General features: G+C 32.8%; 18 protein-coding genes. All 18 read left to right on the top strand.

Annotated elements, in window-relative coordinates; genetic code table 11:
• Positions 1 to 162 precede the first annotated feature (162 nt).
• The 18 genes from porU to QW060_RS11680 all read left to right on the top strand — a co-directional run bounded on the left by porU (position 163) and on the right by QW060_RS11680 (position 23,609).
• Positions 163 to 4,017 carry a type IX secretion system sortase PorU gene (gene porU, locus QW060_RS11765; protein WP_450091474.1) on the top strand — a complete coding sequence of 1,285 codons (3,855 nt, stop codon included), beginning with the start codon at positions 163 to 165 and terminating at the stop codon, positions 4,015 to 4,017.
• A gap of 53 nt (positions 4,018 to 4,070) precedes the next feature.
• Positions 4,071 to 5,282, top strand: a complete 1,212-nt coding sequence (porV, locus tag QW060_RS11760) for a type IX secretion system outer membrane channel protein PorV (RefSeq protein WP_290363741.1) — start codon at positions 4,071 to 4,073, stop codon at positions 5,280 to 5,282.
• Between the two features lie 84 nt (positions 5,283 to 5,366).
• Positions 5,367 to 5,849 carry a cytidine deaminase gene (cdd, locus tag QW060_RS11755; protein WP_290363740.1) on the top strand — a complete coding sequence of 161 codons (483 nt, stop codon included), beginning with the start codon at positions 5,367 to 5,369 and terminating at the stop codon, positions 5,847 to 5,849.
• Between the two features lie 86 nt (positions 5,850 to 5,935).
• Positions 5,936 to 6,361: an adenylyltransferase/cytidyltransferase family protein gene (locus QW060_RS11750; RefSeq protein ID WP_290363739.1), complete on the top strand. Its 426-nt coding sequence runs from the start codon at positions 5,936 to 5,938 to the stop codon at positions 6,359 to 6,361.
• A gap of 64 nt (positions 6,362 to 6,425) precedes the next feature.
• Entirely contained in the window at positions 6,426 to 7,766 is a 1,341-nt protein-coding gene (locus QW060_RS11745; protein WP_397386093.1) for a nucleotide sugar dehydrogenase, read from the top strand.
• A 1-nt stretch (position 7,767) separates the two neighbouring features.
• Positions 7,768 to 8,817, top strand: a complete 1,050-nt coding sequence (gene rfbB / locus QW060_RS11740; protein ID WP_290363737.1) for a dTDP-glucose 4,6-dehydratase — start codon at positions 7,768 to 7,770, stop codon at positions 8,815 to 8,817.
• 135 nt (positions 8,818 to 8,952) lie between these two features.
• Positions 8,953 to 9,501, top strand: a complete 549-nt coding sequence (gene rfbC / locus QW060_RS11735; protein WP_290363736.1) for a dTDP-4-dehydrorhamnose 3,5-epimerase — start codon at positions 8,953 to 8,955, stop codon at positions 9,499 to 9,501.
• A 2-nt stretch (positions 9,502 to 9,503) separates the two neighbouring features.
• The gene (gene rfbD, locus QW060_RS11730) at positions 9,504 to 10,364 is read left to right on the top strand and encodes a dTDP-4-dehydrorhamnose reductase (protein WP_290363735.1); all 861 of its coding nucleotides are present in this window, start codon (positions 9,504 to 9,506) and stop codon (positions 10,362 to 10,364) included.
• A gap of 46 nt (positions 10,365 to 10,410) precedes the next feature.
• Positions 10,411 to 11,268, top strand: coding sequence for a glucose-1-phosphate thymidylyltransferase RfbA (gene rfbA / locus QW060_RS11725; RefSeq protein WP_290363734.1), 858 nt, complete (start codon positions 10,411 to 10,413; stop codon positions 11,266 to 11,268).
• A 102-nt stretch (positions 11,269 to 11,370) separates the two neighbouring features.
• Positions 11,371 to 12,132 (top strand): polysaccharide biosynthesis/export family protein, encoded by a 762-nt coding sequence (locus tag QW060_RS11720; protein ID WP_290363733.1) that lies wholly within the window; start codon positions 11,371 to 11,373, stop codon positions 12,130 to 12,132.
• Position 12,133: 1 nt separating this feature from the next.
• Complete coding sequence (locus QW060_RS11715) at positions 12,134 to 14,518, top strand: GumC family protein (protein ID WP_290363732.1); 2,385 nt, start codon at positions 12,134 to 12,136, stop codon at positions 14,516 to 14,518.
• A gap of 178 nt (positions 14,519 to 14,696) precedes the next feature.
• Positions 14,697 to 15,107: a 5-fold beta-flower protein gene (locus QW060_RS11710; protein WP_290363731.1), complete on the top strand. Its 411-nt coding sequence runs from the start codon at positions 14,697 to 14,699 to the stop codon at positions 15,105 to 15,107.
• Between the two features lie 676 nt (positions 15,108 to 15,783).
• Positions 15,784 to 16,752 carry an SDR family oxidoreductase gene (locus tag QW060_RS11705; protein WP_290363730.1) on the top strand — a complete coding sequence of 323 codons (969 nt, stop codon included), beginning with the start codon at positions 15,784 to 15,786 and terminating at the stop codon, positions 16,750 to 16,752.
• A 28-nt stretch (positions 16,753 to 16,780) separates the two neighbouring features.
• Entirely contained in the window at positions 16,781 to 18,079 is a 1,299-nt protein-coding gene (locus QW060_RS11700; protein WP_290363729.1) for a nucleotide sugar dehydrogenase, read from the top strand.
• A gap of 7 nt (positions 18,080 to 18,086) precedes the next feature.
• Complete coding sequence (locus tag QW060_RS11695; protein WP_290363728.1) at positions 18,087 to 19,604, top strand: MATE family efflux transporter; 1,518 nt, start codon at positions 18,087 to 18,089, stop codon at positions 19,602 to 19,604.
• Positions 19,605 to 19,612: 8 nt separating this feature from the next.
• Positions 19,613 to 20,602, top strand: coding sequence for a glycosyltransferase family 2 protein (locus QW060_RS11690; RefSeq protein ID WP_290363727.1), 990 nt, complete (start codon positions 19,613 to 19,615; stop codon positions 20,600 to 20,602).
• Entirely contained in the window at positions 20,602 to 22,416 is a 1,815-nt protein-coding gene (asnB, locus tag QW060_RS11685; RefSeq protein ID WP_290363726.1) for an asparagine synthase (glutamine-hydrolyzing), read from the top strand. Before QW060_RS11690 ends, asnB begins: the two co-directional genes overlap by 1 nt.
• Before the next feature lie 35 nt (positions 22,417 to 22,451).
• Entirely contained in the window at positions 22,452 to 23,609 is a 1,158-nt protein-coding gene (locus QW060_RS11680) for an EpsG family protein (protein ID WP_290363725.1), read from the top strand.
• Positions 23,610 to 23,673: the final 64 nt, after the last annotated feature.

Here is a 23,673-nt window from a genome sequence, read left to right as displayed (position 1 = left end):
ATATAATAATTAAGCTTTGAATAGCAATATATATTTTAAAAATATTTAAAAAAAACTTAAAATTGAAAATAATCCATACTATAATAGGTTGTTATATAGTTATAATGTTGTTTTTAAGGTTTTTTTTTTATCTATTTGTATGGTTTTAATCTTATTGGTTTTATGAGAATTTATATATCTTTATTTATGTTATTACTATGGTCTGCAGCTTTCAGCCAGAATAATAATACCATTAGTTTGCAATGGTCAGATGCGAATTATCAGATATCATCTTCAACAGCTTTTTTACTGCCCCAGTTTCAAATAGATAATTTTTCTTATAATAGTGCAGATAAAACAATTCTATACCGAAACATCTATAAAGATAATGCTCTCTCTAATGAGAAGTCTCTTCAGGTGTCGAACATCCAATACCAGACGATTGACATAAATAAATACCGGAATCTTGATAAAAATAACATACCTTCTACTCTGAATGCTACCGTTATTTCAAATAAATCAAGAGGGCAGATTTATACTACTTTATCGTTTAATCCGATTATCAGAGAAGGAAGCACGTATAAAAAGGTAATTTCTCTTACTTATTCTTATATCTATAATAATATACAGTCAAGAGCAGTTGCGAATATAGCAAGAACTAATTCTGTTTTATCTTCAGGTGATTGGTATAAATTTAAAATTGGGGAAACCGGGATTTATAAAATCGATAAAAACTTTTTGGTTCGTTTGGGGATTCCTGCGAATGTAGATCCAAGAACCATAAAAATTTATGGTCAGGGAGGTAAAATGCTGCCTTTGAAAAACAGTGATAATACAGTATTTGATCTTCCTGAAATAGCTATTCAGATTAGTGGAGAAAGCGATGGACAGTTTAATGATTCAGATTATATCCTTTTTTATGGAATCGGTACAAAAGGATGGGATCCTGTACATGCTTCCCATAATAATTTATACGATGACAACTCCTATTATTATATAACATACGGAAATGGAAATGGGAAACGCGTAACGACTATGAATCAGCCTAATGCCGGTGCTACCGTTAACTACTCTTCTTTTGATGAACGTGTTTTTCATGAGCAGGATCTTGTGAATATTGCACAATTGAGTAGAAAATGGTTTGGGGAAACTTTTGCCGCTACCAATCAACGTACTATCAATTTAAGTTTAGATCAGATTGATACAGCTGTACCTGTACGTGTAGAGATTAATGCTGCGGCGAGTTCAGTAGAGGTTTCATCTTTAGCGGTGAACCTTAACAATCAGAATATTGGAACAATTGAGTTAGCAAAAAAAGATGCTTTTTCAGTAGCTGCAGAGCGTTTTTTTCGTTATGAGACTACTCTCTCATCTGCAACAGCCAATATTTCACTTGCTTTCAATAACAACGGTATACCATCCGCAGTCGGGTATCTGGATTTTGTAGCAATAGAATATACCAAACAACTCAGAGGATACGGAAAGCAATTCGGATTTCGCGTAAAAGATGCTGCTACACAGGTAGGTGTTGCGAATTATACCATCTCAAATGCTTCTTCCATTGCTCAGGTTTGGGATGTCACAGATCCTTACAATGCACAAAATATTGCTAATACATCTGCTAATCTTACTTTTAAAGCTCAGTTAGGAGAAGTAAAAGAATACCGCGCAATAGATATGAGTAATCTTTTTACACCTGAAGTAATTACCAATTCAAGAGTTACCAATCAAAATCTAAAAGGGAATATTTTTAATGACGGTGATGTGGACTATTTAATTATTTGTCCGGATTTTTTAGTTACGAGTGCCAATAAACTGGCTAACTTTCATAGAACTTCCAGTAATTTAAATACAAAGGTAGTACCGCTTTCTCTTATATACGAAGAATTTTCTTCCGGTAAACAAGATGTAGCGGCGATACGAAATTTCATCCGGTATGTGTATATGAATGCATCGAGTGAAAATTCGCGTGTAAAATATGTTAATTTATTTGGAGATGGTTCACACGATTATAAAAACAGAATACAAAATAATACGAATGTAGTTCCGGTATTTCAGGCAATGGATAATAATCTGAATCATAATGATACAAGACGTTTCAATTTCAATGATCAGATTTGTTATATGACAGATGATTTTTATGGGTTAATGGATGATAATGAAGGACAGCTTACCAATAATCAAAATTATACAGGAGTCGATATTGCTTTGGGAAGAATGTTGGTAAGTACTGTGGAGCAGGCTAATAATGCAGTAGACAAGGTTGTTCAGTATCATCAGAAAGACAATTCGGGAAGATGGAAAAATGTTTATCTGGCATTGGCAGATGATGTAGATGCATTAAGCGATGTTAATCTGCAGGTGACTTTAGAAGAAATGGTTACAAAATTAGTAGAGGCAAAAGGAGCTTTTAATGTTCGAAAAGTATATACAGATTCTTATGTACAGGAAGTTGTTTCCGGAGGACCGCGTTATCCGAAAGCAAAGGAAGATTTTCTGAATGCTTTTAATTCAGGAGCTTTGATGATTAATTATTTGGGACACGGGGGAATCAACGGACTTGCAGCTGAGCGTCTGTTGGAGATGTACGATATCGATAATCTTGCCAACACAGGTAAGTATCCGTTATTCGCAATTGTTACCTGTGAATATACCCAATTTGACAAAGTGACTGAAATTTCGGGAGGTCAGCGATTATTCCTTAAAAAAGATGCAGGAGTTATCAGTTTATTAGCTACTACCCGAAAAATTGGTATTGGAAATGCAGAGAATTTTACCAAACGTGTTTCTGAATACCTCTTTAATATTGATGGTATTTCATCTGATAATCTGACAATTTCAGAAGCATTGCGTTTAACAAAAAATTCATATGCAAGTAATGAAAAGGCAGTCGTTTTTTATATAGGAGATCCTGCGTTAAAATTGGGAATTCCAAAGCCGAAAGTAGAATTAACGCATGTAAATGGTTCTTTAGTGCAGGATTTTACAGGAAGTCTGAGAGCACTTGATTTAGTGAAAATTGGCGGTTCGGTAACCGATGCAAGTGGATCATTAATGTCAGGTTTTAATGGAGAATTGGCAATTCAGATTTTTGATAAAGAAATAGAACGTACTACTTTAGGTAACGATGGTGTTACTAATGGACAGGGATTGATTACTATGGATTTCAAAACTTTGGGAGAAACTATTTTCAGGGGTAATGCTACTGTAACAAATGGGAAGTTTGAAATCGAATTTGTAGTTCCTAAAGATATTAAAATTGCAATTGGGGAAGGAAAAGCAAGTTTTTATGCTGTAAAAGAAGGACAGATTTTAGATGATTATACGGGGTATAATAATGTGCTTAAAATAGGTGGGGTAAATGAAAATGCAGCCGAGGACAATAAAGCGCCGCAAATGAAGTTATATATGAATGATGAGTCGTTTATTTCAGGAAATGTAACGAATGAATCTCCTCTGTTTCTGGCTTATTTAGAAGATGAAAACGGAATAAATACAGCAAGCGGAATTGGCCATGATATGGTTGCAATTCTCGACGGGGATGATAATAATCCTTATGTAATGAACGATTATTATGAAACAGAACCCAATAATTTCAGAAAGGGAATTGTGAAGTTTCCTTTCAAAGATCTGGAAGATGGGTTACACACACTTACGTTTAAAGCATGGGATGTATATAACAACCTTGCAACGTCAGAAATTCAGTTTATTGTTGCAAAAAATGAAAATATTACATTAGAAAAAGTATTGAATTACCCTAATCCGTTCGTAGACTATACTGAATTCTGGTTCCAGCACAATCGTCCGAGTGAAACTTTACAGGTGCAGGTACAAATCTTAACGATTACCGGTAAAATTGTAAAAACAATTAATCAAACCATTGTAACAGAAGGAAATCTCTCGAGAGAAATCATTTGGAACGGAAGAGATGATTTCGGAGATAAAATAGGAAAAGGTGTTTATATTTATAAACTAAAAGTAAAATCATTAGCAACAGGGCATCAGGCGGAAAAAATCGAGAAACTCGTGATTTTATAAAATATTTGTAATTAAATTAAAATAGTATCTTTGTTTCACTAACATAATAATAAATGAAAAAAGTAACCTTATTAGCAATAAGTGCATTTTTAACGCATCAAGCATATTCTCAGGCAGAATTGCCACCACCGGCAAACTACACCCGATCAAGAGCCATTACAACGGGCGTACCTTTTTTATTGATTAGTGCTGATGCCCGATCTGCTGCTTTAGGAGATCAGGGAGTTGCCACTAGTCCGGATGCTTATTCTCAGCAATACAACCCTGCAAAATATGCATTTGCAGAAAAACAACAAGGTTTTGCAATCAGTTATACGCCATATATGGCTAAAATAGCAAGTGATATTTCTCTTGCCCAATTAAATTATTATAACAAGATAACCGAGAGAAGTGCCTTAGCCGCAAGTTTCCGTTATTTCGGATTAGGAGAGATTCAAAAGACAAATGATTTCGGTAATCCGATGGGTATTGAAAAACCGAATGAATTCGCATTTGATGTATCATATAGTATAAAATTGAGTGATAATTTTTCGGGAGGTGTTGCTGCCCGATACATCAGTTCTAATCTTCAATTAAATGAGGAACGCGAAAGTAAGGCAAATACTTTTGCTGTTGACGTTGCAGGTTACTATGAATCTGACCGTATGAGTTTTGATTCTTTTGACGGTATATTCCGTGCCGGTTTCAATTTTCAGAATTTAGGACCAAAAATCAGTTATACTGAAGATTCCGGTTCTGAAAGCTTTATTCCTTCTAATTTGCGTTTAGGAGCAGGATTTGATTTTATACTTGATGAATTTAATAAAGTTTCTGTGTATGGTGAAACAACAAAATTATTAGTACCAACACCACAGGAACCTAAATTTCTTGATTTGAATGGTGACGGTGAATTAAGTTCACAGGAAGCAAATACCGCAATAAGTAAAAATAATGAAGAGTACCGAAAAATTGGGTGGGCTTCCGGAATTTTTAAATCATTCGGAGATGCTCCGGGGGGTATGAGTGAAGAAATAAAAGAATTTACATGGGCTTTAGGTGCAGAGTACTGGTATCAGGACTCGTTTGCTTTCCGTTTAGGATATTTTAATGAAGCGGAAGAAAAAGGAGCCCGTAAATATGCTACTTTAGGAGCCGGGTTTAAATACAATATCATCAATGTAGATATTTCTTACCTGTTCTCAACCAGTAAAGTTCAGAACCCATTAGATAATACATTGCGTTTTTCTTTGACGTTTAATTTTGGACAGAATTACGCTAAATATTAAAATAACTTAATACTATAAGCTATTTAAAAATCCAGACTGATTCAGTTTGGATTTTTTTTCCTGCTTTAATTAAGGTCATTGTTTATGAGAGAAATAAAAATTGATACTTCTTTTATTGAATACGATTCATTAGAAGAAATGGAGACAGATGTACAGGATTTGATGCTTCGGGCTGTTGAAATAAGAAAAAAGGCCTATGCTCCATATTCTAAATTCAGAGTAGGCGCAGCAATACTTTTGGAAAATAATAAAATCATTTTAGGCTCTAATCAGGAGAATGCTGCTTATCCTTCAGGATTATGTGCAGAGCGTACGGCTGTTTTTTCTGCAGGAGCTCTATTTCCGGATGTTGCTATCAAAGCTATTGCCATATCTGCTTCTTCTGATATAAAATGTACAGATCAGCCAATACCGCCTTGTGGTGCTTGCAGGCAATCATTATTTGAGTACGAAGTAAAGCAGAGTCAGCCTATTGCGATGTATTGCATGGGGAGTGAAGGAAAAGTTATCAAAACAGCATCTATTACCAATATACTCCCTTTTTATTTTGATAAAAATGTATTATAAACTTTTAATAATCTTATTGATAACATAAAAAATACGTTTTTATAAAGAATTATTATAAATTTGTAAAAATCCTTGCTTAGAAGTTTATGAAAATAGGAATTACATTTAGCGCATTCGATTTATTGCATGCCGGACATATAAAAATGCTTGAGGAAGCAAAAAGACAATGCGATTATCTGATCGTAGGTCTTCAAACAGATCCGACCCTCGATCGACCAGAAAAAAACAAACCAACACAGACTGTTGTAGAAAGATATATACAGTTAAAAGGATGCAAGTTTGTAGATGAGATTGTACCTTATGCAACTGAACAGGATTTGGAAGATATCCTGCGTTCTTTTAAAATTGATGTAAGAATTTTAGGAGATGAATATCAGAATAAGAAATTTACCGGTAGAGAATATTGTGAGGGAAAAGGCATTGAATTATACTTCAATCGCAGAGATCACCGTTTTTCAAGCAGCAGTTTGAGAAAAGTGGTTGCAGAAAAAGAAATTAAAAAAATCAGTTAATACGATATTGAAAAAGATACAGAAAATCTGTTGTATTGGTGCCGGTTATGTGGGCGGACCAACAATGGCTGTAATCGCTGATAAATGCAGAGATATACAAGTAACTGTTGTTGATGTAAATCAGGACAGAATTAACGAATGGAACAGTGAAGATCTTTCCCAGCTGCCGGTTTATGAACCAGGTTTAGATGAATTGATCCTTCGGAACAGAAACAATAATTTGTTTTTTTCTACAGATATAGATAAAGCCATTGATGAAGCTGATATGATCTTTATTTCTGTAAATACTCCTACAAAGACATATGGTATAGGTAAAGGGAAAGCAGCAGATCTCAAGTATATAGAGTTATGTGCCCGTCAGATTGCTAAAGTGGCAAAATCTGATAAAATAGTAATTGAAAAATCAACCTTACCTGTACGAACAGCGAGTGCTATTAAAAATATACTTCAAAACACAAATAATGGCGTATCATTTCAGATACTATCCAATCCGGAATTTCTGGCAGAAGGTACTGCAATAAATGATTTAACATATCCTGATCGGGTATTGATAGGAGGTGATATTCATACAGAAGAAGGAAAACAAGCAATAGATTTACTGTCGCAAATCTATCAGAGTTGGGTTCCTCAGGAAAAAATTCTTACTACTAATATATGGTCTTCAGAGTTGTCTAAACTCACAGCAAATGCTTTTTTGGCGCAACGGATTTCTTCTATAAATGCTATTTCTGCTCTGTGTGAAGCTACAGAAGCTGATGTTACTGAAGTGTCCAGAGCTATTGGATTTGATTCGCGAATCGGACCAAAATTTTTAAATGCATCTGTAGGATTCGGTGGTTCTTGTTTTCAAAAAGATATTTTGAATCTGGTATATATTTCCAGAAGTTATCATTTGGATGAAGTAGCGGATTACTGGGAACATGTCATTCTTATGAATGATTATCAAAAAAGGCGTTTTGCTGAAAAAATAATAAAAACCCTTTACAATACTGTAAACGATAAAAAAATCGCCCTGTTGGGATGGGCGTTTAAAAAGGATACTAACGATACAAGGGAGTCTGCTGCTATATACGTTGCAGATTATTTGCTGAATGAACAGGCCCTGTTAAGTGTCTATGATCCTAAAGTTACTGAGGGACAGATTTTTACCGATGTCAATAGATTGGGAACCCGAACCGAGAAGGAAAATGAACAACGATTACAGGTTCATAATGAAATTTATGATACAGTAAAAGGAACTCATGCAATTGCTGTTTTGACAGAGTGGGATGAATTTATAGATTTTGACTGGAAGAGAATATATGAGAGTATGGAGAAGCCGGCTTTTGTATTTGACGGAAGAAATATATTGAATGCTTCCAAAATGAAAGCATTAGGTTTTATATATCACGGAATTGGTAAGTAAGATGAAAAAAAAAATTATTATTACCGGAGGAGCGGGGTTTATTGGTTCACATGTAGTACGAAGATTTGTAAACAGATACCCGGACTATACCATAATTAATATAGATGCATTGACCTATGCAGGGAATTTAGAAAACCTCAAAGATATTGAAAATGCAGCTAACTATATTTTTGAAAAGATTGATATTACCGATGCAAAATCTGTAACGGCCATAATTGAAAAATATAAGCCGGAAGGCGTTATACATTTGGCTGCTGAATCTCATGTAGATCGCTCCATTTCTAATCCGCTTGATTTTGTGATGACCAATGTAATCGGTACTGTAAATTTACTCAATGCTGTAAGAACAGTTTGGAACGGCAATTTTGAAGGTAAAAAATTTCATCATATATCTACAGATGAGGTATATGGTACCTTAGGGGAAGAGGGCTTTTTTCTTGAGACTACTTCCTACGATCCTCATTCACCTTATTCTGCTTCAAAAGCTTCTTCTGATCATTTTGTAAGAGCGTATGGAGATACCTATGGTCTGCCGATTGTAATCACTAATTGTTCGAATAATTACGGACCGAATCATTTTCCTGAAAAACTCATTCCACTTTGTATAAACAATATTTTGAACAAACAACCATTACCGATTTACGGAAATGGAGATTATACCAGAGATTGGTTATATGTGATTGATCATGCCATTGCAATTGATTTGGTGTTCCATGAAGGAAAATTAGGAGAGAGTTATAATGTGGGAGGGTTTAATGAGTGGAAGAATATTGATCTTGTAAAAGAACTCTGTCGTCAGATGGATGAAAAATTGTCAAACCCTGCGGGGACCAGTGAACAACTGATCACATTTGTCAAAGACCGTCCGGGACATGATCTCAGATATGCGATCGATGCCGGTAAAATACATAAAGAGTTGGGGTGGAAACCTACAGTTACATTTGAAGAAGGTTTAAGTGCCACAATAGACTGGTATCTCAATAACAAGTCATGGTTAGAAAATGTGACTTCAGGAGCCTATAATGCGTACTATAAAGAACACTATAATTGATCTATTGTGAATTCTTTATTCATATAAAAAAGTCTTCGAATCAAAAGAAATGTACGGATAGCTTCTCAGTTGTATTTCAAAAGTGTAATTATTGAGTATATTTGTTATCGTATTTCTTAATCGTCATAACAAATAATGAAAATTCACACAACAGATTTATCAGATTGCTTTATCATAGAGCCAACGGTTTTTGAAGACCAGAGAGGATTCTTTTATGAGAGTTTTAATGAAAGAAAATTTAACGATCTGATAGGTAGGGAAATACATTTTGTTCAGGATAATCAATCTTTCTCCGAATATGGAGTTATCAGAGGTCTGCATGCTCAAACCGGAGATTTTGCACAGGCAAAATTAGTAAGGGTATTGGAAGGAGAAGTGTTAGATGTAATTGTAGATGCCAGACCTGACTCAGCGACATTCGGAAAACATATTGCTGTAAAATTATCAGCAGAAAATAGGTTACAGTTATTCATTCCAAGAGGGTTTCTTCATGGATTTTCCGTTTTATCTCCTACTGCTGTATTTTTCTATAAATGTGATAACTATTATCATAAAGATTCAGAAACAGGTGTGTTTTATAAGGATTCACAGTTGAATATTGATTGGCTTGTACCGGATGAAAAAAGAATTGTATCAGAAAAAGATCTGATTTTACCGGAATTCAGACAGGTTTTTAATCAGTAAACATGAAGAAAATTTTAATAACCGGTGAGAATGGGCAGTTAGGCTCAGAAATGAAAAACCTTTCAGATCAATATAAAAATTATGAATGGATATTTGCCAACCGATCTACATTAGACTTTTTACAGCCAGACACAATCGCTGATTTTTTGAACAGTATAAATCCGGATATCATTGTAAATACGGTTGCCTATACAGCTGTTGATAAAGCAGAGCATGAGAAAGATGAGGCTATGCTTGTAAACTGTGTTTCTGTAAAAGAAATAGCAAAATGGGCTAAAAGGAATGATTGCAGATTCATCCATATTTCTACTGATTATGTTTTTGACGGAACACATGAAATTCCACTAAAAGAAACGGATGAAACACATCCTATTAATGTTTATGGTGAAACCAAATATTTAGGAGAACAGGCCATTATTGAAGCCGGTTGCTCATCTGTAATAATAAGAACTTCCTGGGTTTATTCTGTTTACGGTCAGAATTTTGTTAAAACAATGCTTCGTCTTATGGCTGAAAAACAAGCCATTCAGGTGGTCGATGATCAGATAGGCGGTCCTACTTATGCAAAGGATTTAGCAGAGGTTATAATGGCAGTGATACAGCATAGAAATTGGAAGCCCGGTATTTACCATTTTTCAAATAAAGGAAACATCAGCTGGTATGAGTTTGCTACCGTTATAAAGGTAATGAGTGGTTTTAAGTGTAGAATAGATCCCGTTCCAAGTTCTTCTTATCCAACTATTGCAAAACGCCCTCATTTTTCTTTACTTAACAGTTCCAAAATCAGTGAAACATTTGGCGTCGAAATAAAAGATTGGAAATATAGTTTACAGAAAATGTTAGCAAATATTAATAAAAAATAATAGAGACAGATGTAGTATCTTACATCATTTAAATTACAATACAGTTATGAAAGGTATCATATTAGCCGGAGGATCAGGAACGAGATTACATCCTTTGACATTAGCGGTAAGCAAGCAGTTAATGCCTGTTTATGATAAGCCTATGATCTATTATCCTTTATCAACACTTATGCTGGCAGGAATTCGGGAGATACTGATTATTTCCACACCTCATGACCTTCCTCATTTCGAAAGATTATTGGGTGACGGCCGTCAGCTTGGATGTGAGTTCTCGTATGCTGTACAGGAGCAACCTAATGGATTGGCGCAGGCATTTGTCATTGGTGAAGAATTTATCGGTAATGATAAGGTTGCATTGATATTAGGAGATAATATATTTTACGGCAGCGGTTTGTCTAAACTTTTGCAAAGTTGTACACAAGAGCAGGGCGGAGTAGTCTTTGCTTATCAGGTAAATGATCCGGAACGCTATGGAGTTGTTGCATTTGACAAAGATAAAAACGTAGTAAGTATTGAAGAGAAACCTGAGGTGCCTCAATCAAATTATGCCATTCCGGGACTGTATTTTTATGATAATCATGTAGTTGAGATTGCAAAAAATATCCAGCCTTCTGCTCGTGGTGAATATGAAATAACGGATGTTAATAAAGAATATTTAAAGAGAAATAAATTAAGGGTAGGTGTTTTTGACCGTGGAACAGCATGGTTAGATACCGGAACTTTTGCTTCTTTGATGCAGGCAGGACAATTTGTTCAGGTTATAGAAGAACGACAAGGAATGAAAATAGGAGCCATAGAAGAAGTGGCCTATCGTATGGGATATATCACGAAAGAACAATTACATCAAGTGGCCATGCCATTATGTAAAAGCGGATATGGTCAATATTTGCTGAATATTGTTTAAAAAAAGCTCTTTTTATGGTCTGATAAGTTGTATCATTTTTTGGACTGTTAAAACGAAAAAATATTCCTATTTTTGCCAACAAAAGAAAATTAAAAAAACGCAATGAAAAAAATAGTGCAGGTTTTTTATATGATGACAGCAGTTACGGTGATGTCATCCTGTGCTTCCAAAGAAAAGATAGTTTATTTTCAGGGAGATACAGAACTAAATACCATTTATGAACAGAGTGTTCCAAAAATAAGACCGAATGATATGTTATCCATTACGGTTTCTGCAGCTGATATGAAAGCTACGCAGCCTTTTAATCAGCAAAATGTATATCAGGTAGTCCAAAATGGAGGTCAGCCAAATATGGCACAAAATGTATATACCGTATCTGATCAAGGATATATAGATTTCCCTGTATTAGGCAGTATCAAAATAGCTGGTTTGACCCGAAATCAGGCCATTTTACTTTTTAAAGAAAAACTGAGTGAATATATTGTGAATCCTGGGGTTAATATCAATTTTACGAATTTTAAAGTTAGTGTAATGGGGGAGGTAAACAGTCCTGGAACTTTTACTTTACCAAATGAAAGAATTACAATTCTGGAAGCTTTGACGCTGGCTGGTGATCTCACTATTACTGCTGTGCGTAATAATGTAATGGTCATAAGAGAACAGGATGGAAAAAAACAAACCTATTCGATCGATCTTACATCAAGAGCTGCTTTAGACTCACCGGTTTATTACCTCAATCAAAATGATGTGGTATATGTAGAGCCGAATAAAACCAGAATGAGACAATCAACAGAATTTAATTATCCATTGATCATATCTGTGGCAGGGATAATCATATCTGTAATCGCAATTTTAATACGTTAGTATGCAGAACAAGAATAAAAATAATGATTATAATCAATTTGAAGACGAACAATTTGATTTAAGAAAGTTAGTTGAACAATATGCATATTATTGGAAATGGTTTGTCTTTTCTGTTATTACCGCTTTATTACTGGCTGTTGTCTATCTTAAATTTACGACAAAACAATATGAAGTTAACGCTCAGATTCTATTAAGTGAAAAAGGATCTAAATCATCTCAATTAGATGCCGTTACGGATGTTGCTTTAGGAAACATTTCAGGTAATTCAAATTCTGCGGTACTGGATCAGATTACCATTCTCAAGTCACGCCGCTTTTTATTAAAAGTAGTCAATCAAAACAAACTTTATATAAAATATAACATTAATAAAGGCTTTGGCAGTGAAGAAAAACTTGAAAAAGATGCTCCATTAAAATTGGTGATGTTAAATGACAGTATTAAGTACAGTGAATCTTTTAAAGATAAAATAAAAATAGAGATTCTTTCAAATACTCAGTTTAAGGTTTTAGCTTCTGAGCACATTAAACCACAAACGTATCAGTTCGGGCAAAAGATTACTACAAAAATGTTAGGAGATATTTTGTTTTTACCGAATACTAAGATTGATAAATCTAAAGGTTCTCAGGTTGTAGTCTCAGTAAATCCTATCATGAGTAGTGTTAATGGATTACGGAGCAGTATAAAAATTGTATCTGCCGATGATAAAAGATCCATGATTGTCAATTTTTCTTTAGTTGATAACTTAAAAGAACGTGCTACACTTATTATTGATAACCTTATTGACGTATATAATGAAGATATAGATGAAGACAACTCAAAATTAGCAGAAGTAACTACTGTTTTTATCAATGAAAGATTAAAGGTTGTTTCCGGAGATTTAGCTTCTGTAGATCAGAATCTTGAAAAATTTAAAAAAGAAAATCAGTTGACAAATGCAGAGGCAGAAGCAGAAATATTTCTCAAAGACGCCTCAGTAATTGATAAAACTATACTGGATAATACTACGCAACTGCAAATTGCTAAACATTTAAGGCAAAACTTGGCAAGTCCGGAGCATAGATTGTTGCCAACAAATATTGGTATTCAGGATATTTCTTTAAATCAATCTATTAATGCATATAATGAATTGGTTTTAGAAAAGGAGGAGTATAAAAAGTCTATGACAGGAAATAATCCTGTTATGGAGAGTTTAAATAAAAATATAGCGGATTTAAAGAATAGTATTCAATCCAGTTTGAGTATTTATCAGAATAATATCCAAACCAGCTTAGATGCGGTACAAGGTAAAAAAGAACAGATTACCTCAAGGTTAAGCACCTTGCCACAACAGGAAAGAGGCTTTAGAGACATATCCCGTCAACAGCAGATTGTTGAATCTATCTATTTGTTCTTATTACAGAAAAGAGAAGAAGCAGAGATAAAATCAGCTGCCAAACCAGATGCAATTAAGGTAATTGATCATGCCTATGCAGAAAGTAATCCTGTAAAACCGAAAGGTATGATAGTTGTGCTCATAGCTTTAATTTTAGGTTTTCTGTTTCCATTTGCCACTATTTATTTAAAAATGCTTTTAGATAATAAAATCAAGGATAAGGAAGACTTTAAGAAATCTTTTGATGGACCTATATTGGGAGAAATACCTAAAAGCTCACAAGCTATTATTGAGCATAATGATCGCTCTTCTACGGCTGAAGCCTTCAGAATTTTAAGATCCAACCTTAATTTCTTATTGCCTAAAAATGCAGCTACTGCAAAAGTGGTGTTTGTGACCTCCACAATAGCAGGTGAAGGAAAGTCCTTTATATCGGTTAATCTTTCTCAGATTTTATCAATGACCAATAAAAAAGTATTATTGATAGGAGCTGATATACGTGCGCCAAAATTGTTGAGCTATTTAAATTTATCAAACCAAGGATATACTCCTTTGGGATTATCAAACTATCTAGCAGATGAGAGTCTTACAGTAGAAAACATTCTCATTTCTCAGCCTGGTAATTATAAGTTTGATTTGATTCATTCAGGAGTTATTCCACCGAATCCTTCTGAACTATTATTAAACAATCGTTTTAGTGAGGTTATTGATTATGCGAATGAAAACTATGATTTTATAATTGTGGATAGTGCTCCGGTGAGTCTGGTAGATGATACATTAGCAATAGCAAAATTAGCAGATGTTACCTTATACGTTGCCCGTTCAAATTATTTAGATAAGCGTTTTTTACCATTTATCAACGAGATGCGCCATTCTAAAAAATTATATAATATGGCTGTTATTATAAACGATGTGAATTATGATAAAGGATATGGCTACGGAAGAGGTTATGGATATGGATATGGCGAGTCACATGTGAAGAAAAATAAATGGAATATATTTAAAAAAGATTAATAAACTGCAGCTCTTAAACTATTTAAGAGCTGTTGTTTTTTTAGTAAATTTTGGTTTTCTGTTTTGTCTGATTAATAATAAGGAGTTATACTGGACGACCTATATGAACGGATGTTGTAATAATCAAATACTTCATCATACACAATACACGATAGATAATGAATAATTTTAAAAAATTATGAAAAATAAACTATTGCTTTTTTTTCTATTTAATATTTCCATTTCAGGCGCTCAAACTATAGAATCAGTAAGCCGTAATACAACAGTTTATATCAAAAGTGATGGAACTATAGAAAACAGCAGCCATCAAACGGTGGGGTATATTAAAACTGATGGCACTATTGAGAACAAAAATCGAAGCACTATTGGTTATATTAAAAGTGACGGAACTGTAGAAAATAAAAGTCGTTTTACAGTAGGGTATGTTAAAAGCAACGGAACCGTTGAAAGTAGCAATCGCTCAACCATTGGCTATATTAAAGACGATGGAACGGTAGAAAACAGTAGTCACAGTACTATTGGTTATGCTAAAGGAATTAAAAAAGAATGGGCAGCAGTTGTATATTTCTTCTTTAAATGTGATGAATGATGTAGTTGTAACAGAATTCGGTTATAAAAATACGTTTAAGAGTAAGCTTGGATGATTAATCCAGACTTTGATTATTATAGCTGTAGTAAATAAATTTGCTACAGCTATAATGTTTTGGGATAAAAGCTTATATAAATCAACCGTTTTGAGGTGTCTTTCATATAGATAGTATAATGATAAGACAATTTTGAAAAGCTGATTACGACAGTAAAGAGCCCTGATTAAAAGGATAACCGCCTTTTTAAATTTAAACATATACTCTTAAAAATACGGTGAACAATAAAATTTATCTATAAAATTGTAATATTGGTATGTATCATTAACAAATTTATTTCAACTATTCCTTTTGGTTCTAATCCTCTAATTTTTGTAACTTTTGTAACTGACTTAGCCTTTTTATAAGTACTTTTGTAGCTCAAAAATAAGAGCTTGTTTTTAAACTTGTTCTTTACATCAAAGACAATAGAATAAGCTTGTCAGCTTATTTGATGTATTCTGTAAGTATTATTATTTAACAGATATTTTTTGAATTTAAAAGAAAAACAATTTATTCTTATCATAGCGGTTATCATAACCGTTTTTTAATTTAAGCTTAATGAAAGTTTAGTGTGGTAAGAAGAGTTAAAGTACGAATAAAGTTACGTATGTGACAATTTTTAGCATATAATAAATAAAGATGAGTAAAATATTAATTACTGGAGGAGCAGGCTTTATCGGATCAAATTTAACAGAATACTTTTTGTCAAAAGGTCATCAGGTTGTGGTTTTGGATAATTTTGCGACTGGGCATCGACATAATTTAGAACAGCATGCTCACAATACCAATTTTGAATTGATTGAAGGAGATATCCGAAATGTTTCTGACTGTGAAAAGGCAGTCAAAGGTGTTGATTATGTTTTGCATCAGGCAGCGTTAGGATCAGTACCTCGTTCTATTAAAGACCCTCAGACATCCAATGAAGTCAATGTTTCAGGCTTTTTGAATATGCTTGTTGCAGCCCGTGATGCGAACGTAAAACGTTTTATTTATGCAGCTTCATCCTCTACCTATGGAGATTCAGAAGCATTGCCTAAGATAGAAGAAAAAATAGGAAAACCTCTTTCGCCTTATGCCATAACGAAATATGTTAATGAGCTTTATGCAGAAATTTTTTCTAAAACATACGGATTAGAAACGATCGGATTACGGTACTTTAATGTATTCGGACGTCGTCAGGATCCAAATGGAGCGTATGCCGCAGTTATTCCATTATTTGTGAAGCAACTTATGAAACATGAAAGTCCGGTTATTAATGGCACTGGAGATTATTCAAGGGACTTTACCTATATTGATAATGTCATTCAGATGAATGAATTAGCTATAAATACGGTTAACAGTGAAGCGGTGAATACAGTTTATAATACCGCTGTTGGTGACCGTACTACTTTAAACCAATTGTTAGCCTATTTGAAAGACGCTCTAAGTGAATATGATAGTGAAATAGCAAATGTAGAAGTTATTCACGGACCTAATCGTCAGGGAGATATACCTCATTCTCTCGCTTCTGTAGAAAAGGCTCGTCGTTTATTAGGATATGAACCAAGTCATACCATACGTTCAGGTCTCAAAGAGGCTGTAAAATGGTACTGGCAAAATCTGAAATAATTATTCTCAACTTCCATAAAATATAAAAATGAAAAAAATAGCTGTAATAGGTTTAGGATATGTAGGCTTACCATTAGCTCGTTTGTTCGCCACAAAATATCCTGTAGTGGGTTTTGATATTAATCAAAAACGCATTACAGAACTGATGAGTGGAAAAGATGTAACTTTAGAAGTTGCAGATGATACCTTACAAGGTGTTTTGCAAGATAAGAACCCTTATACGACGAATACTAATGGTCTTTATTGCTCCGATAATCTGAGTGATATTGCAGAAGCAAATTTCTATATTATAACGGTTCCTACCCCGGTAGATAAACATAACAGACCTGATCTGACTCCATTATATAAATCCTCAGAGACTGTAGGTAAAGTATTGAAAAAAGGAGATATCGTGGTTTATGAATCAACAGTTTATCCAGGTGTTACAGAGGAAGAATGTATTCCTGTATTAGAAAGAATATCGGGCTTAAAGTTTAATGTCGATTTCTATGCTGGTTATTCACCGGAGAGGATCAATCCGGGAGATAAAGAACATACCGTAGAAAAAATATTAAAAGTTACATCCGGATCTACTCCCGAAATTGGTATAGAAGTAGATAATGTTTATAAGTCTGTTATCACTGCCGGTACGCATTTAGCACCGACAATAAAAGTAGCTGAAGCTGCAAAGGTTATCGAGAACTCACAACGCGATATCAATATTGCCTTTGTAAATGAGCTTGCGAAGATTTTCAACATCTTAGAGATCGATACTCATGCGGTTCTGGAAGCTGCAGGAACAAAATGGAATTTTTTACCATTCAAACCGGGATTGGTAGGTGGTCATTGCATAGGTGTTGATCCCTATTATTTGGCGCAGAAAGCACAGGAACACGGTTATCATCCTGAGATTATTTTAGCAGGACGCCGTCTCAATGATTCCATGGGAGAATATGTAGCTTCGCAAGTAGTAAAAACGATGATTAAGAATAACATCAAGGTAAACGGTGCGAAGGTATTATTGTTGGGTATTACTTTTAAAGAGAATTGTCCTGATGTTCGCAATACCAAAATTGTAGATGTCATCAAGGCTCTTAAAGAGTATAGTGTAAACGTGACGATATATGATCCTTGGGCAAGTCCGGAAGAGGTAATGCATGAATATGGTTTTTCAACCGTAAATAATATAGACAATGCTATGATTAAGAAAAATGGTTTTGATGCGATTGTATTAGGGGTAGCCCATAAAGAATTTTTAGATTTAGATCTTAACGAGTTTTTAGAAAAAGAAAACGGAGTTATTTATGACGTAAAAGGTATTTTGAAAAATTCAACAGTAAAGTTATAGTTGTTGTATGTCTCAGGTAACTAAAAACTTATTATATAATCTAATTTCTTTATTAATAAATGTATTAATAGCAATATTGTATACTCCTTATCTTGTAAAGTCACTTGGTATTATAGCATATGGGGTTTTACCTTTAGCATTGTTAATAAATCAATATATATCTATATTAGCCACATCATTAACAGGTTCCCTAACCCGGTTTTATTCTATTTCAATTAAGGAAAATAATATACCTCAGGCATCATCTTATCTAAGTGGTGCTTTAATGGTTATTATAGGTATTATCGTTTTTGCGTTGCCAATTTGCTTCTTTATTGTAGTTTATGTCGATAAAGTTTTCAATATCTCAGATTTACTTATTCAAAGTGCAAAAGTGCTTTTTATTTTTACTTTCCTGAGTTTTATATGTTCTTTAATTACAAATTTTTTTTCTATTATCTTTTATGCGAATAATAGATTGGATTTATTGAATAAGATAAACATTCTAAGGCAATTCTCTAAAGTACTTTTTAATGTTATTTTATTTGAATGCATTGCAGTGGATTTGAAATATGTAGGAATAGGAAATTTTTTAGGAGAGCTCATTGTTTTGTTTTTTTCATACCTACTTTTCAGGTCTTTGCTAACCAAAGGATTGGTTATTAGCTTTAAAAAGGTTGACAGGGTCATCTTTTCTTCTTTATTGATTATGACGTTTTGGGTTATTGTACATCAATTGGGAGATATGGCAATATTTAAAACTGATATTCTGTTTGTGAATAAAATATGGGGTACTAAAGAATCTGGTGTTTTAGGTGTAGTGTCAGACCTTGGAGCCTATATAATTATGGTTATTGGTGTTGTCAGTTCACTATTTGGACCTTTAATATTGATTGCATACTCTAATAAAGATCATGAAGAAGTAAAAAAGCTTGCACTTAATAATTCTCTAATAATTGGCTTAATTACGGCTATATTATGTGCCATATTGATAGGTTATTCAGCTAATTTTTTACACTTATGGATAGGAGAAGATTTATCAAGCTTTAGTTTATGGTTAGATATAAAATTATTTAATTTGCCATTTTATGCGGCAGCTGGAGTTTTTGCATTTGTTTACAGATCATGGAATAAAGTAAAAATACCGGCATTATTTACTGTTTTAATAGGTATCATTAATTTAGTGGTTTGTTATATTTTGAGTATTAATAGTAAGCTTTCGTATGATTATATAATTTATATATTAGGAGTAAATTTCTTCTTATGTTTACTCCAGACTTTTGTTTTAGGAAGTTATATGCTAAGATCAGTATACCCGGAAATAAAAGTTAGAACTTTGTTTGGAATCTTTCTCAAAATCCTGTCATTACTAATTACAATAATAATAATTTCTAAAATGATTAATAAGTTTTATTCTATTTCAAACTGGTTTGATTTGATTCTTTGCTTTAGCTTTTCTGGTTGTATTGGGCTTATGATTACCTACACAGGTTTTTTGAACATAAAACAAAGACAGTACTTATTTCAAATGATTAAAAGAAAGTAAAATAGAGTATGGATTTTAGTGTGATTGTACCGGTTTATAATGTTCAAAAGTATTTAAGTAGATGTTTAGATTCTATTTTTAATCAAGACTTTGAAGGTAGTTTCGAAGTAATTGCTGTTAATGATGGATCAACTGATAATAGTATTGAAATATTAAAAGAATATAAGGAAAAGTATCCTAATTTAAAAATAATTGAGCAAACCACTAACAAAAGTTTGGCTATTGCGAGAGCTACAGGAATGGAAAATGCCATAGGTGAGTATATTTTGCATATTGATTCAGATGACTGGATAAAACCGGCAATGTTTTCAAATTTGCTAAAGTGCGTAACAGAATATAATAATCCTGATGTAATTGTCTTTGATTATGAAAGACATAATGGAAACAATCCCATTATTAATATTAAAAATATAGTCGTTAAGGAATTTTATGAGAATGAAAATAAAATTGCTGTTCAACGTCTTTTTATGGGAACATGTTGTACTAAAATGGTTAAAAATACATTGCTTAAAGATTTGGTCTACGGAAATGATTACATGAATACTACAGAAGATCTGATTTATTCTTTTGAAGTATTTCTAAAAGCAAAAAGTATTCTTCTTTTGCCAGAAGTTTATTATTGTTATTTTGTAAATATAAAATCTCTTACATCAAGAATAACACCTTCAAAATATATACATTCACAAATTTTGGTTTATAAATTACTTAATATTATTAAAAACAAATATAAACCTTCATCTGATTTTTTAAATAAGGTAATTACATACTTGGATAATAGCCTTGTAGTAGAATTTTTTAAAAATAATTTATTATATTCTAAATCTGATAACTTATCTCATGAATTTTTAGAACAATATCTCAACTTTAACGGAGAAGGTAAAAAAGACTTTATCAATAGAAATTATTATAATAAGATTTATTCATTTAAAGAAATGGTATATAGATTTGGCTTTCTTGCTACATTAAAAATTATTATAAAAATGAAAATTATAAACTAATGTGTGGTATCTATTTAACTAATTTTATTTACAGAAAAGAGGAAGTACAAAATAAGTTAAATTCCATTTCTTTTCGCGGTCCTGATAACTTACAAATCAATAAAGTTAATGAAATAACTTTGGGACACCTTCGTTTAGCCATATTAGATTTAGATAAAAGATCTAATCAGCCTTATTCTTTTGGGCAATTGCATATTGTTTTTAATGGAGAAATATATAATTTTAAAGACATAAGAGAAGAATTAGTAAAAGTTGGATTTATTTTTGAAACGACGAGTGATACTGAAGTCCTTATAAAAGCATATGCATATTGGGGTAAGAAATTCGTTTCCCGTCTTAACGGAATGTTTGCTTTTGCGATTTATGATGAGGTCAAAGGAGAAATATTTTGCGCAAGAGATAGGTTAGGAGTAAAACCCTTTTTCTATTATTGGAAAGACGGTGCTTATGAGATTTGTAGTCAGTTAAGACCTTTGGTAAATAAAAACCTTCATATATCTAAAGAAGCAGTTTCCATTTATCTGGATTGTGGATATATTCCGAGTCCATTAACAATCTTTGAAGATGTCTTCAAACTTCAGCCCGGTCATACTTTATCTATTGATTTAAATAATAAAACAAAAAAAACAGAAAAATATTGGGATTTAAAAGAGGTTGAAACAACAGTTCTTACATACGGAGAAGCAAAAGAACAATTACATGCATTAATAATTGATGCTGTAAAAATAAGAATGCAGGCAGACGTACCCTTAGGTTCTTTTTTATCAGGAGGTATTGATTCGGCTTTAGTTTCTGCCATTGCTGCGAAGCACTCACCAGTTCCAATCAATACATTTACGATTGCTTTTGAAGATCCTAAATATGATGAAAGTAAAGTAGCTCAACAATATGCAAGTATTATCGGCAGCAAACATAAAGAAACGCTATGTAGTCCGGAGCAGATTTTACAAATGTTAAAAGACTTTACTAAAGTCTATGATGAACCTTTTGCAGATAGTTCTGCTTTGCCATCTTTACTGTTAAATAAAATAACCAAACAAGATGTTACTGTAGCGCTTTCTGGGGATGGTGGAGATGAAAGCTTTATTGGTTACTGGCATTTGATGTTAGTGGATAAATTCAAAAAAGTTGCTGGAATCCCTTTCTCAATCAGAAAAGTATTAAGCAAAATACCTTATCATATTATTCTGGGAACAAGACCAGAAACGTTGAAAGGTTTTTTGTCTTCCAAAGACGAGAATGAGCTTATAGTGAAAATATTTACTTCATTTGATTCTCTAAATCTTAAAAAAGATTATACATGGGTTGACAAATATTATCCACAATTTCGAAAACTATCAAAAGAACCTTTACAACGAGCAGCAGATTTCAATATAAAATTATGGCTTGAAAATGATAGCAATGTAAAGGTAGACAGAGCAAGTATGGCTTTCTCTGTCGAATCAAGAAGTCCGTTTTTAGATTATAGGATTATTGAGTTTGCCCGCACATTACCCATTTCTTACCGGTTTAAAAATGGAGTTACTAAAAGAATCATTAGAGATATTTTAAAAGAGTATATTCCTGAGGAAGTCTTTACACAACCTAAAAAAGGATTTGCTATTCCGTTGAATGGATGGATTCGAGGAGAATTGAAAAATGATATTTTATCTAAACTAAATGACAAATTCTTACATTCCGTTCCGAATTTAGATGTATTAAAGTTTAAGAAACAGCTAAATGAGCATTTAGAAAATAAATATGATTATTCTTTTAGTATATGGAAACTATATGTTTTAGCTTTGTGGTGTGAAGAATTTAATATATCATTATAGAGATGCCAATTAATATTATAAATATTTTAATTTTTTTGATATCTCCTTTTTTGGCTTTGCCTACTATACTCTTGGGGATCATCAGGAAATCAAAGTTTGCTCTAACACTGTTTGTTGTATTTATTGGTTTACTCAGTTATTTATACATTCCTAACCTATCAGATGATAAGTCACGATATGTTGAAATTTATGAAGATTTCAAAAGTTGGGATTATATACCTTTTATTCTTTATAATTTATCTAATAGCCAGGATTTTATTCTACAGTTGTTGTTTAAGGCCGCTGCAGATATCGGTATTAAGGTTCAAATTGTTTTCTTTATTATTACAGTTATATCGGTAGGGATATTACTAAAAATTTGGTCTCATATTGTTATTTTCTTAAATCTCAATAAAAGAGAATCCTTACTGTCTCTTTTTCTGTTTATTACATCAATTTCTTTTTTAGATTTATTTTCCGGAACCCGTTTTATGTTGGCTGCAAGTATTGCTTTGTATGCCTACTTTCAAGGTTTCTTTCTCAACAAAAATAAAACAGCTATATTACTCCTTCTATTATCGATAAATATCCATTTTGGACTGCTCGTTTTTGCTTTTAGTTATTTGTTATTAAGATTAATAATTAATAAGCATTATCTAATAAAGTCAATATTTTTAATTTCTTTTTTCTTTTTATTATTACCCAAAGATTTTCTGGTAACTATATTCAGTTCAATTGGTATGGGAGGTGCTTTAGCATCAAAGAGTGAGGCGTATATAAATGCGGATAATGATTTGACACAAGGTGGGCAACATGGCGGATTTGGTGGAATGGTCATATATCTCGTACAAAATGTATGGATTTATGCAATGTATTTTTATCTTTTATTAAAAATAAAAACTAAAGAACGATATCATCTTATCTGTTTTTTCTTAATTGCGCTTTTAAATATTTTCTCCTCGATACCTACTGTATATTTCCGATACAGTTTATTTATAAAAATGTTCTTTGTAATTGTTCTTATGTTTGATATTCAGAAATATAAAACAAAAAAAGAGCCTGTGTTTTTTATCGTCTCTTTTGTTTGTGTTTTAATTACTCAGATTATTATTACGAGATACAACATAGAAGAGAGTTATATGAATGGAGATAGTTTTTTATTTTTCGACATTCTTTTTAAAAAACCAATGTCAAGTGGTGATTTAATATATTAATTTATGAAAGTACTGTTTATCATAAATGATTTAAATTCCGGAGGAATAGAAAATTATTTGTTAC

It is taken from the genome of Paenimyroides ceti (assembly GCF_030409925.1).
This window is presented reverse-complemented; position numbering and strand designations above follow the sequence as displayed.